The organism is Pseudomonas sp. P5_B2, from assembly GCF_056400445.1.
In genome coordinates this window covers 1-12514 of sequence record NZ_JBFULH010000101.1, presented here as the reverse complement: position 1 = coordinate 12514, position 12514 = coordinate 1, and the positions used below count along the sequence as shown (strand labels likewise).

Annotated in this window: 10 protein-coding genes and 2 pseudogenes; 3 read left to right on the top strand and 9 right to left on the bottom strand. The window is 58.5% G+C overall.

Annotated features, from left to right (window positions below):
* Nucleotides 1-176: 176 nt before the first annotated feature.
* The gene (locus AC1DRJ_RS11485) at nt 177-1988 is read right to left on the bottom strand and encodes a monovalent cation:proton antiporter-2 (CPA2) family protein (RefSeq protein ID WP_477802237.1); all 1812 of its coding nucleotides are present in this window, start codon (nt 1986-1988) and stop codon (nt 177-179) included.
* 415 nt (nt 1989-2403) lie between these two features.
* Between AC1DRJ_RS11485 and AC1DRJ_RS11480 the strand changes: the two genes are divergently transcribed.
* Together AC1DRJ_RS11480 and AC1DRJ_RS11475 are read left to right on the top strand one after the other, a co-directional pair.
* Nucleotides 2404-2886 (top strand): hypothetical protein, encoded by a 483-nt coding sequence (locus AC1DRJ_RS11480; protein ID WP_477802236.1) that lies wholly within the window; start codon nt 2404-2406, stop codon nt 2884-2886.
* A 70-nt stretch (nt 2887-2956) separates the two neighbouring features.
* Complete coding sequence (locus tag AC1DRJ_RS11475; protein ID WP_477802238.1) at nt 2957-3295, top strand: FKBP-type peptidyl-prolyl cis-trans isomerase; 339 nt, start codon at nt 2957-2959, stop codon at nt 3293-3295.
* 72 nt (nt 3296-3367) lie between these two features.
* Here AC1DRJ_RS11475 and AC1DRJ_RS11470 read toward each other — a convergent pair whose 3' ends face one another.
* The 8 genes and pseudogenes from AC1DRJ_RS11470 to AC1DRJ_RS11435 form a co-directional block, all read right to left on the bottom strand.
* Entirely contained in the window at nt 3368-3703 is a 336-nt protein-coding gene (locus AC1DRJ_RS11470; RefSeq protein WP_477802235.1) for a hypothetical protein, read from the bottom strand.
* 288 nt (nt 3704-3991) lie between these two features.
* Nucleotides 3992-4943: pseudogene (locus AC1DRJ_RS11465) on the bottom strand (S-type pyocin domain-containing protein); the annotation flags it as partial.
* Nucleotides 4944-5074: 131 nt separating this feature from the next.
* A pseudogene (locus AC1DRJ_RS11460) lies at nt 5075-5295 on the bottom strand (D-cysteine desulfhydrase family protein); the annotation flags it as partial.
* A gap of 142 nt (nt 5296-5437) precedes the next feature.
* Nucleotides 5438-6457 carry a branched-chain amino acid aminotransferase gene (locus AC1DRJ_RS11455; RefSeq protein ID WP_007948490.1) on the bottom strand — a complete coding sequence of 340 codons (1020 nt, stop codon included), beginning with the start codon at nt 6455-6457 and terminating at the stop codon, nt 5438-5440.
* A gap of 300 nt (nt 6458-6757) precedes the next feature.
* Nucleotides 6758-8140, bottom strand: coding sequence for a dihydrolipoyl dehydrogenase (gene lpdA, locus AC1DRJ_RS11450; protein WP_477802234.1), 1383 nt, complete (start codon nt 8138-8140; stop codon nt 6758-6760).
* Nucleotides 8141-8158: 18 nt separating this feature from the next.
* Entirely contained in the window at nt 8159-9430 is a 1272-nt protein-coding gene (locus AC1DRJ_RS11445; protein WP_477802233.1) for a dihydrolipoamide acetyltransferase family protein, read from the bottom strand.
* Nucleotides 9431-10489 carry an alpha-ketoacid dehydrogenase subunit beta gene (locus AC1DRJ_RS11440; RefSeq protein ID WP_477802232.1) on the bottom strand — a complete coding sequence of 353 codons (1059 nt, stop codon included), beginning with the start codon at nt 10487-10489 and terminating at the stop codon, nt 9431-9433.
* A 1-nt stretch (nt 10490) separates the two neighbouring features.
* A complete protein-coding gene (locus AC1DRJ_RS11435; RefSeq protein ID WP_477802231.1) occupies nt 10491-11726 on the bottom strand; it encodes a thiamine pyrophosphate-dependent enzyme in 1236 nt (411 codons plus the stop codon).
* Between the two features lie 185 nt (nt 11727-11911).
* Here AC1DRJ_RS11435 and bkdR point away from each other — a divergent pair, with 185 nt between their 5' ends.
* On the top strand, nt 11912-12400 hold the full coding sequence (gene bkdR, locus AC1DRJ_RS11430) for a Bkd operon transcriptional regulator BkdR (RefSeq protein WP_477802230.1): 489 nt from the start codon (nt 11912-11914) through the stop codon (nt 12398-12400).
* Nucleotides 12401-12514 lie beyond the last annotated feature (114 nt).

Below are 12514 nucleotides of genomic sequence, written 5' to 3'. Positions count from 1 at the left end.
CTTTCTTGGCGTGCCAATCCCGATCATCATCCTGATCGCCCTGTTCATGCATTGATTCGCTGAGGCTCATTGCCTCTGCCGCTTCTGCCTCTGGTGGAAGCGGCGTTTTGCTGTGTGGCATTTCACACTGTGGGAGCGGCTTGCCCACGATAGCGTCAGCACTTTCACCGCAAGGCTTAAACCTTACCCGCCTCCTGCTCCTCCAACTGATCTGACTCAAACAATTTAGCCAGCTCAGCCCGAGCTTCCTGCGCAGTCTGCAACACCTTCGCCGCATCGTCATACACCGCATGCTGCGCCTCCAGCACCTGTTCGTCGTGATGCTTGAAGCGCTTGATCCGCGCATCGGCCTGGGCCTGTGTCAGACCGAGGCCAACCAGCGTGCGTCGGCTCATTTCGAGACTTGAGTAATAGGTTTCGCGAATCGCCTCGGCGCCAAGGTCTACCAGGCGATGCACATGCTGGCGGTTACGCGCCCGGGCAATGATTTTGATGTGCGGATACAAGCGGTGCACCACTTCGGCAGTCTTGATATTGGTATCCGGATCATCGGTGGCAATGATGAAATATTCCGCCTGTTCAACCTTGGCTGCGCTGAGGATTTCCGGACGCATCGGGTCGCCATAGAAAACCGGCACACCGCCGAAACTGCGGGACAGTTCGATGGTTTCAACCGAGGTGTCGAGCGCCACGAACTTGATGTTTTGCGCCCGCAGAATTCGCGCCACGATCTGACCCATCCGGCCCATGCCGGCAATCACCACACGTGGCGCATCGGTGTCGATTTGGCGGAATTTTTCCGGTACCACGACCGGTTGCACCTTGGGCGAATACAGCCGTGCGCACAGCAGCAACAACAACGGCGTCACCGCCATGGACAAGGTGATCGTCAGCACCAGCAAGTCGTACAGGTGCGGCTGGAACAAGCCCTGGTCGCGGCCGATCTTGAACACCACAAAGGCGAATTCACCACCGGCCGCCAACACGATGCCCAGACGCAGCGCATTGACTTTGCCCAAGCCACCGGCCAATCGGCCCACGATAAATAACAGCGGCAATTTGATTGCGATCAGCAGTAACGTCAGCCCGAGTACTGCAATCGGCGCGCTGAGCAGCAGGCTCAGGTTGGCACCCATGCCGACACTCATGAAGAACAGGCCCAGCAGCAGACCTTTGAACGGTTCGATCTGCGCTTCCAGTTCATGGCGATATTCAGAGTCCGCCAGCAGCAACCCGGCGAGGAACGCGCCAAGCGCCATGGACACGCCGACCAGGTCCATCAGCCACGCGGTACCAATCACCACCAGCAACGCCGTGGCGGTGGACACCTCGGGCAAACGGGTCTTGGCCACCACGCGAAAAACCGGGCGCAGCAGATAGCGTCCGCCGATCACCACCACAGCAATGCTGCCCAACACGCGCAAACCATGGTTCACATTGTCGGCCGCCGTGCTGGCGTGATCGCCGCCCGCCAACAGTGGCACCATGGCGATCAGCGGGATCGCGGCGATGTCCTGAAACAGTAGGATCGCAAACGCCAACCGCCCGTGAGGGCTGGTCAGTTCCTTGCGTTCGGCCAGGCTTTGCAAGCCAAACGCAGTGGACGACAAGGCAAGGCCCAGGCCCAGCACGATGGCGCTGTTCAGCGGCTGACCGAAGACGAACAGCGCCAGTACGCCAATCACCGAACCCGTCAGCAGCACTTGCGCCAAGCCCACGCCGAACACTGATTTTCGCATCACCCACAAGCGACGCGGCGACAGTTCCAGGCCGATGACGAACAGCAGCAACACCACGCCGAGTTCAGAGATGTGGCTGACACTTTGCGGATTGCCTATCAGCCCCAGCACCGACGGCCCGATGAGGACGCCGGCAAACAGATAACCCAGCACGGCTCCCAATTGCAGGCGTTTGGCCAAGGGCACGGTGAGCACCGCCGCGAACAGAAACACGACAGCGGCTTGCAACAGGTTGCCTTCATGGGGCATGACTAACTCCAACACTCGATTCGGTGGGGCGCCTAGGATAAAGGCTGCGGCGGGATGCGTCAGCCGTGTTGACTGACAAGCCGCTATCGCGCGCAGGGCCGCTCCCACAGTTTTTCCTCTTACCCTGTGGGAGCGAGCCTGCTCGCGATAGCGCCAGAACGGACAACCGAGCAATCAGATGAACGCCTCGATATGCGCCAGCCCCCGAGCCACATACTCATCCTTCTCACCCACCGGCGCGAAGTTGTGCAACGACAACTACATGCTGGTGATGGTTGCAAACGGGATAATTGTGGATATCACGGTGGTGGCGCGTTAGTCACCAGCAACAATTTGCCAAGGAAGGTTATTTGAAATCATCCGCCGTTCCGGTAAATCTCTGCGGCGATTTCATTGACTGGTCAGGAGCGGCTCGTTGGAAAAGAAACCTCTTTATCGCAAGGTAAACACCCGCACATGGGGCGTCTGGCGCAACGACTCTTCCGGTGCGTATCGGCACCAGCGAAATACCAAGGCTGAAATCCGGAGCGACGTGTCACGCGGTTCAATGCACGGTACTCGCCGTTACGGGTTCGACTACACGCCTTTGTTCCGGTTTCTGTTGTCCCGCGTCGGCAGGCAATGGGATGACGTGTTCAGTGAGGCGCTAGCTCGTCTCGACAAGTCCGAACCGGTGTTATGGATGGTTGCCCTGCATGAAAGCGAAAGGCAGGAGACGGTGCGTCTGGGGGAGTCGAGCTATTTCAGTGGTTTGTATGTGGATGACCTGGGAATTCTGCAAATCGTTAAACCGGGACTCACGGCGCAGAACATGACGCCTAACTGTCATTGCTGCACCCACACCTTCAACGGCATTCTGTTCGGTCAGCGCTTGTCTCATCCGGGTAAAGGCACCTGAAGAGTTGCAAGCAGGATGGTTTTCTGGGAAAACCACGTCCTTCGATTACCGCAAACAGACCAACATCGTCATGAATGAACAACTGCAAATCATCGACCTCCAGCCAGGCGAAGGTAAAGCTGCCGTAAAGGGTGCATTGATCACCACCCAATACCGTGGCTGGCTGGAAGACGGCACTGAATTCGACTCGTCCTACAGCCGTGGCAAACCTTTCCAGTGTGTGATTGGCACGGGGCGGGTTATCAAGGGGTGGGATCAGGGGATCATCGGTATGCAGGTCGGCGGCAAGCGCAAGCTGCTGGTGCCGGCGCATCTGGCGTATGGCGAACGGACGATGGGCAAAATCACGCCGAACTCGAACCTGGTTTTCGAGATTGAGTTGCTGGAAGTGCTGACTCGGGATGATTGAATGAGGCCTGATCGGAGCCTGTGGCGATGGGGCAAGCCCCTTCACCACGATGCCTTTCGATCTCTCGGTAGGTCAGGCGAATAGGTCAATGTCGTCAAGTGCATCCTCAACAACGCCTACCAGTGAAGGGTATTTGTGCTTCACCTGTTCGAGTGCTGGCAGCACCGTTTCTCTATCAATTTCGCAATGACGACGAGCAATGTGGCCGAGAGCGGTGATGGCAGATGCTGCAATCGATTCGGTCTCACTTGCGAGGTACTTAAGGCAAGTGTTCTGAGCCCAGATTCTGTTTTCTTCTTTCAGACCAATGGAAACCAATGCCGCGATAACATTTGCATCCACGTCGCTGGCAAGAAGTCTCATCGCCTCATCGTGGCTTGTTGATGGGTCTTGATAACGAAGGCTCATTTTTGCACTCCCAGTATATTGCCCTTGTTGTCGACCTTCTTGGCTTTAATCAGAGCATTTTTCATATCTTGGTGGAGTTTATCCCATGGCCTGACGTGGCCGTGATAGACGTCTCCGCCCGTACGGTCAAAGACTACAAATTCGTTCGTGTCTGGATCGATACCAATCCTGGCGTGGCGATGTGGGTTTTACCTGAAGTGAGTTCTCCAGCGCTTCTTGTCCATTAGTGGGGCCTTTACTTTTGACAGGGGTATCTGTCTTGCCATGGTAACTGGCAGCGTCGAATTCCAGCGCCAAGACAATATAGAGCGGTTTGATACCAGAGTCGGCCGGGAATACAAGAATGAAGTCGTTGTAATCCGGCGGGTAAATCGGGTTGACGATGATGTTATCTGCTTGTTCCGTAGGCGGATAAATCCAGATTTGCGGCGCTTGTGGGGCAGCTTCCAGCGGTGGAATTGCTGAAGTTTTGGACGGGGTAACGACTGGCGTCCAAATCAGTGTTGTCCCGTCGCCAAAGTCGGCGACTTGCTGTGCGCCTTTTGCTACGAACTGCACGACAGGAATCAACTCCCAATCGCTGCGCTTTTGGGTATTGAATCCGTATCCTTTCAGGGAGCCATCGGCTTGTTGTTCGATATGAAGTCGAACGCGCGTGCGTCCTTCTTTAAGCGACTTGAGTTGTTCTTCCGTGTACAACGAACTGTCGCCTAGAGTCGACGGCCAGAGCAGTGCAACCATTCCCAGCAATGCGCCGGCAGCAACACCGGCGGTTACTACGCCTGCATTACTAACCGCACTTGCCCCCGTGGCGACGCTGCCTCCAGTACCAAGGAGAAGCGTTCCCAGCTCAGCAGGTAACGCATTGCCGCTGATTTTTTTTGAGAGTGATGTTCCCCGCTGTATCGGTATCGCGGCCACCTAATAAGAAAAATTTTCCATAGTCGGCCAGTTTCTCGACCGGGATAAACCCGGCAGGATTGTCATGGTTGATGATGCCATCTGGAAGATTGCAGCTTTTGGCGAACACGCAACCTACGGCGCCGGGAAGATCCTGATGTTGGGGTTGCCTTATGAAGCGGTCTTCATATACCTGTTGTCGGGCCAACATGTCGTCATATGATTTTTGCCTGGCGTCCCGTTCTGCCAGTTCGGTGGCGGTCATGTAACGGGTGGTGATGTGATGCCCGTCGCCCGATGGAGGGTTTTGGACCCGAGGGATGTCTGTTTTTCGAGCCATGAGCGTCCTTGTTTCATCCTTTAACAGCGATACGGACGCTATAACAATGAATACTTGATAGATGTAGGACTGTTCTGAAACTCTGGCCGTTGTTACAAATGGGCGGCTCAGTTACAAATGATGACCGCCCCTCAGCCCTGAAACGCCTCCCGATACGCACACAACCCCGGTGTGCCGCCGGTCATCACAAACAGCACGTTGTCACCGGACCGGAAGCGTTCTTGGGTGAGATCGGCCAGCAACCCGGCAAACGCTTTCCCGGAATATACCGGGTCGATCTACAGCTCTTCAGCCGAGCCATCAAACGCACCGCGTCCAGTATGGCCTGCGTCGGCAGTCCGTATCCGTCGCCCTATGGGCTGCGGATGCCGAGCGTGTTGGAAGGGTTAGCGTTTGAATTCACCCCCGGACATTGCCCAAATCGAAGGCGAAAAAAAGCCCGGCTATCCAATCAATAGCCGGGCTTTTTTGCTCAAGCGAACAGCCGCGTCAGATCAAACCTTGACGATCCAGCCCGCTGGCGCTTCGATGTCGCCAGTCTGTACACCGGTCAGCTCTTTGTAGAGCTTCTGGGTGACCGGGCCGACTTCGGTTTCGCTGTGGAACACGTGCAGGTGGTCGTTGTAGCTGATGCCGCCGATCGGGGTGATCACGGCCGCGGTACCGCAAGCGCCGGCTTCCTTGAAGTCCGAGAGCTTGTCGATGAACACGTCACCTTCAATCACTTCCAGGCCCAGACGCGATTTGGCCAGCTCGATCAGCGACAGGCGGGTGATGCCTGGCAGGACCGACGGCGAGTTCGGGGTGACGAACTTGTTGTCGTGGGTGATCCCGAAGAAGTTGGCCGAACCGACTTCTTCGATCTTGGTGTGGGTCATCGGGTCCAGGTAGATGCAGTCGGCGTAGTGCGCTTTCTTGGCCTGGGAGCCCGGCATCAGGCTGGCGGCGTAGTTGCCACCGACCTTGGCCGCGCCGGTGCCTTGTGGGGCTGCACGGTCGAAGCTGGAGATCAGGAAGTTGTGCGGGGTCAGGCCGCCCTTGAAGTAGGCGCCAACCGGAATCGCGAAAATCGAGAAGATGAACTCGGGAGCGGTACGCACGCCGATGTTATCACCCACGCCGATCACGAACGGACGCAGGTACAGCGCGCCGCCGGTGCCGTAAGGCGGGATGAAACGCTCGTTGGCGCGGACCACGGCTTTACAGGCTTCGATGAACTGCTCGGTTTCGACGAACGGCATCAACAGGCGTGCACAGCTGCGCTGCATGCGCAGGGCGTTCTGGTCCGGGCGGAACAGGTTGATCGAACCGTCCTTGCAACGATAGGCCTTCATGCCTTCAAAGCATTGCTGGCCATAGTGAAGGGCCGTAGAGCCTTCGCTGATGTGCAGCACGTTGTCTTCGGTCAGGGTGCCTTTGTCCCACTCGCCATTGCGCCAGTACGACAAGAAACGCTTGTCTGTCTTGATGTAGTCAAAACCCAGCTTGTCCCAATTGATGCTTTCGTTACCCATGACACCCTCTATCACTGAACAACCGCCGAAACGGTTCAAGGCTTCTGACGTTTTTTGGATGGGGACAACAATACTTCATTCCGGACCCATTTCGCAGCCTGCAATTCGATCTCTGCGACCATCGATACGTCCCGGAGTAGCAGCTGTCGAGCACCGCGAGGCGGCGTCCGGCGACGAAGTCGTCGTAATCCGCCTGGCTCGGTGTGCCTGAAAGCACTGGGTGGCAGATTTTGCGACGACTTCGTCGCCGGACGCTGCCTCGCGGTGCTCGTCAGCTACTACAGGGGTTTGCGTCCGGTTTTACAGGTGCAGCGCATGCCCCAAAGCACGCAACGCCGCTTCCTGCACCGCCTCGCCCAGCGTCGGATGCGCATGGATGGTGCCGCCGATGTCTTCCAGCCGCGCGCCCATTTCCAGACTTTGGGCGAAGGCCGTAGACAGTTCGGAAACCCCCACACCCACCGCTTGCCAGCCGACAATCACATGATTGTCCCGACGAGCGACCACCCGCACAAAGCCGCTTTTCGATTCCAGGGTCATCGCCCGGCCGTTGGCCGCGAACGGGAAGCTGGAGACGATGCAGTCCAGACCGGCGGTCGTGGCCTCATCCGGGGTCTTGCCGACCACCACCAGTTCCGGATCGGTAAAGCACACGGCCGCGATGGCGGTGGGGTTGAACTCGCGGGATTTACCAGTGATCAGTTCGGCCACCATCTCGCCCTGAGCCATGGCCCGGTGCGCGAGCATCGGTTCGCCGCTCAGGTCGCCGATGGCGTACACGTTGCGCATGCTGGTCTGGCAGCGGTGGTCGATCTTGATTGCCGAGCCGTTCATATCCAGGTTCAGCGCTTCGAGGTTCCAGCCCTGGGTGTTGGGTTTTCGGCCCACGGCCACCAATACCTGATCGGTTTCAAGGTTCAGGGTGTCGCCATCCGGACCCAGTACTTTCAGTAAATTATTCGATGAATCAAAGGCTTGAACGCTGTGCTTCAAGTAAAGCTTCACGCCAAGCTTTTTCAGTTCATCGTGTACCGGTTGGGTCAGTTCGGCATCATAGGCGGGCAGGATGCGTTCTTGCGCCTCGACCACACTGACCTCGGCACCGAGCTTGCGATAGGCAATCCCCAGCTCCAGACCTATATAGCCGCCACCGACCACGGTCAGCCGTTTTGGCACGGACGTGGGCGCCAGGGCTTCGGTGGAGGAGATGATCGGGCCGCCAACCGGCAGCATCGGCAGGTTCACGCTTTTCGACCCGGTGGCCAGCACCAGATGCTCGCACTGAATGCGCATGTCGCCGACGTCGACGGTTTTGCCGTCGACGACCTTGGCCCAGCCTTGAATGACCTGGACCTTGTTCTTTTTCAGCAGCGCCGCGACGCCAGTGGTCAGGCGATCAACGATGCCGTCCTTCCACTCGACGCTCTTGGTGATGTCGAGGGTTGGCGCCGAAACGCGGATGCCCAGGGCCGAATTCTGGCTGTGGTGTTGCGTCTGGTGGAACTGCTCAGCGACGTGGATCAGCGCCTTGGACGGAATGCAGCCGATGTTCAGGCAGGTGCCGCCCAGGGATTCGCCTTCTACCAGAATGGTTGCAATGCCCAGTTGACCGGCACGAATCGCCGTCACATAACCGCCAGGGCCGCCGCCGATGATCAGCAGTGTGGTGTTCAAAGTCTGCATTGTGCTCTCCAACAAAAATCAGTCCACAAACAAGGTGGCGGGTTGTTCGAGCAGGCCGCGAACGGCCTGGATGAATTGCGCCGCGTCCATGCCATCGACCACACGGTGATCGAAGGAGCTGGAGAGGTTCATCATCTTGCGAATCACGATCTGGCCTTTGACCACCATCGGGCGTTCGACGATTTTATTGACCCCGACAATCGCCACTTCCGGCAGGTTCAGCACTGGCGTACTGACGATACCGCCCAAGGCGCCGAGGCTGGTCAGGGTGATGCTCGAACCGGACAATTCATCGCGGGCGGCCTTGCCATTGCGTGCAGCGGTGGCCAAACGGGAGATTTCGCCGGCGTTGTCCCACAGGCTGCGGGCTTCGGCATGACGGACCACTGGCACCATCAAACCGATGTCGGCCTGGGTGGCGATGCCCACATGCACCGCGCCGAGGCGGGTGATGACCTGGGCTTCGTCGTCGTAACGGGCGTTGATTTGCGGGAAGTCGCGCAAGGCGACCACCAGGGCGCGGACCAGGAACGGCAGCAAGGTCAACTTGCCACGGGTTGCGCCGTGTTTTTCGTTCAGGTGCGCGCGCAGCTCTTCGACGGCGGTCACGTCGATTTCTTCGACATAACTGAAGTGTGCCGCGCGCTGGGTGGCGTCCTGCATGCGCTGGGCAATCTTGCGGCGCATGCCGATGACCGGGATTTGCTCTTCGTCGTTACGCTGGGCGTAAGCGGAGGACACGGTCGATGCATTCGACTGACCTTGCGCCAGATAGGCGTCGAGGTCTTCGTGCAGCACGCGGCCGGCAGGGCCGCTGCCACGTACCAGGCGCAATTGAATGCCGAGGTCCAGCGCATGTTTGCGCACGGCCGGGGAGGCCAGCGGACGTTCGTCGGCTTCGCGAGCCACCATCGGGCCTTGGCAAACAGCCACTCGCGGCGCTACGGCGGCGACTGGTTTGCTTTCCACCACGGCTTCTACTTTAGGTGCTGCAACCGGCGCTTCTTTAACAGGAGCAGGCTGCGCCGACTCTTTTACGTTGCCGGCGCCTTCCACTTCAATGCTGATCAGGATGCTGCCAACCGCCATGACTTCGCCGGGCACACCGCCCAGCGCGATCACCTTGCCATGGACTGGCGAAGGAATGTCGACCATCGCCTTGTCGGTCATCACATCGGCCAGCACCTGATCTTCGACGACCATGTCGCCGACCTTGACGTGCCAAACCGACAATTCAACTTCTGCAATGCCTTCACCAATGTCCGGCATTTTAATAACGTGCGTGCCCATTCAGACCTCCATAACCCGATGCAAAGCCGCGCCCACACGGGTCGGGCCAGGGAAATACGCCCACTCTTGCGCGTGCGGGTAGGGGGTGTCCCAACCGGTGACGCGTTCGATAGGCGCTTCCAGGTAGTGGAAGCAGTGCTCTTGCACCAGTGCGACCAGCTCGGCGCCGAAGCCACAGGTACGGGTCGCTTCGTGAACGATTACGCAACGGCCGGTTTTCTTCACCGACTTGACGATGGTCTCCAGGTCCAGCGGCCACAGGCTGCGCAGGTCGATGACTTCAGCGTCGATACCGGTTTCTTCAGCCGCCACTTGCGACACATAAACGGTGGTGCCGTAGGTCAGGATGGTCACATCCTTGCCGGGACGGGCGATGGCAGCGACATCCAACGGCACGGTGTAGTAGCCGTCCGGGACTTGTGCGGCCGGGTGTTTCGACCACGGGGTTACCGGGCGGTCGTGATGGCCGTCGAACGGGCCGTTGTACAGGCGTTTTGGCTCAAGGAAGATAACCGGGTCATCGTTTTCGATGGACGCAATCAGCAAGCCTTTGGCGTCGTAAGGGTTGGACGGCATGACCGTGCGCAGACCACACACCTGAGTGAACATCGCCTCGATGCTCTGGCTGTGGGTCTGGCCGCCATAGATGCCGCCGCCGCAAGGCATGCGCAGGGTCATCGGCGCGGTGAACTCGCCGGCCGAGCGATAACGCAGGCGGGCGGCTTCGGAAATGATCTGGTCCGACGCCGGGTAGACGTAGTCGGCGAACTGGATCTCGGCCACCGGGCGCAGGCCGTAAGCGCCCATGCCCACGGCGACACCGACGATGCCGCTTTCGGAAATCGGCGCATCGAACACGCGGGAGGTGCCGTACTTGGTCTGCAGGCCTTCGGTGCAACGGAACACGCCGCCGAAGTAGCCGACGTCCTGGCCGAAGACCACGACGTTGTCGTCACGCTCAAGCATCACATCCATGGCCGAGCGCAGGGCCTGGATCATGGTCATGGTGGTCGTAGTCATGGCGGTTTCCAGCTCGATTTTGTTGTTGTGGTCGTTCATGTCAGATCCCCAACTCTTGACGCTGGCGCTTCAAGTGCTCCGGCATCTCTTTGTAGACGTCTTCGAACATGGTCGCGGCGCTTGGAATCTGGCCACCGGCGAGGGTGCCGTACTGTTCGGCTTCTTTCTGTGCAGCGATGACTTCGGCTTCCAGCTCGGCACTGACGGCGGCGTGTTCCTCTTCGGACCAGTGACCGATCTTGATCAGGTGCTGCTTGAGGCGCGCAATCGGGTCGCCCAACGGGAAGTAGCTCCAGTCGTCGGCAGGACGGTACTTGGACGGATCATCGGAGGTGGAGTGCGGACCGGCGCGGTAGGTGACCCATTCGATCATGGTCGGGCCGAGGTTGCGGCGCGCACGTTCGGCGGCCCAGGCAGAGGCGGCGTAGACCGCGACGAAATCGTTGCCATCAACCCGCAGGGAGGCAATGCCGCAACCGACGCCACGACCGGCAAACGTGGTGGCTTCACCGCCAGCAATTGCCTGGAAGGTGGAGATCGCCCACTGGTTGTTGACCACGTTGAGGATCACCGGCGCGCGGTACACGTGGGCGAAGGTGAGGGCGGTGTGGAAGTCCGCTTCAGCGGTGGCGCCGTCGCCGATCCAGGCCGAAGCGATTTTGGTGTCACCCTTGATCGCCGAGGCCATGCCCCAGCCCACGCCCTGTACGAATTGGGTGGCGAGGTTGCCGGAAATGGTGAAGAAGCCGGCATCTTTGACCGAGTACATGATCGGCAACTGACGGCCCTTGAGCGGATCGCGCTCGTTGGACAGCAGTTGGCAGATCAGACCCACCAGCGGCACATCGCGGGCCATCAGGATGCTTTGTTGGCGGTAGGTGGGAAAACACATGTCATCGATGTTCAAGGCCAGGGCCTGGCCGGTGCCAATGGCTTCTTCACCGAGGCTCTGCATGTAGAACGACATTTTTTTCTGACGCTGGGCGACCACCATGCGGTTGTCGTAGATACGCGTCTTGAGCATGGCACGCATGCCTTTGCGCAGGATCTCGACCGGTACGTCTTCAGCCCACGGACCGTGGGCATTGCCCTGGTCATCGAGCACGCGAATCAGGCCTTTGGCCAAGTCGGCGGTGTCGGCGGGTTCAACGTCAATGGAAGGTTTGCGCACCGTGCCGGCGTCGGTCAGACGCAGGTAGGAGAAGTCGGTTTTGCAGCCAGGACGGCCCGAGGGTTCGGGAACGTGCAGTTGCAGCGGTTCGTACGCTTGTTTCATGGCTTCTACGCTCGATCTTGTGAATTTCTTGTAGTGAGCTGACCGTCATTCCTCTATGGAAGAATTCTTGTCCTACAACAATCATAGGCCCGGCGAAGAAGAATATTTATCTCTGTTTCGTTGCGCTGGAGATCATTTGGGGATAAAAATTCTGTATAAACAAAAAAAACAGGTGGTTTTGTCTCATGCGCAAACTGGATCGTACCGATATCGGCATTTTGAACAGCCTTCAGGAGAACGCGCGCATCACCAACGCCGACCTCGCACGCTCGGTAAACCTGTCGCCGACGCCGTGCTTCAATCGGGTCAAGGCAATGGAAGAGTTGGGCCTGATTCGTGAACAAGTGACGCTGCTGGATGCGGAGCTGCTGGGGCTGCACGTGAATGTGTTCATTCACGTCAGTCTGGAGAAACAGGTGGAAGAGGCGTTACAGCATTTCGAGGAGGCGATCTCGGATCGCCCGGAAGTGATGGAGTGCTATTTGATGGCAGGCGACCCGGACTATTTGATTCGGGTCCTGGTGCCGACCATCCAGTCGCTGGAGCGCTTCATGATGGATTTCCTCACCAAAGTCCCTGGCGTGGCGAACATCCGCTCAAGCTTCGCCCTCAAGCAAGTGCGCTACAAAACCGCGCTGCCGCTGCCGGCCAACGGCTTGACCCTGTCCAACTGACCCCAATCCCGGCCATTGGGTATTGGCAGGCAAATCGCACACGCAGCCTCGCGTTGCTCGACAGCTGCTACGGGGAGGGTGGGGCGTCAGAGTTTGTTGATGGGTTTTGTAGCA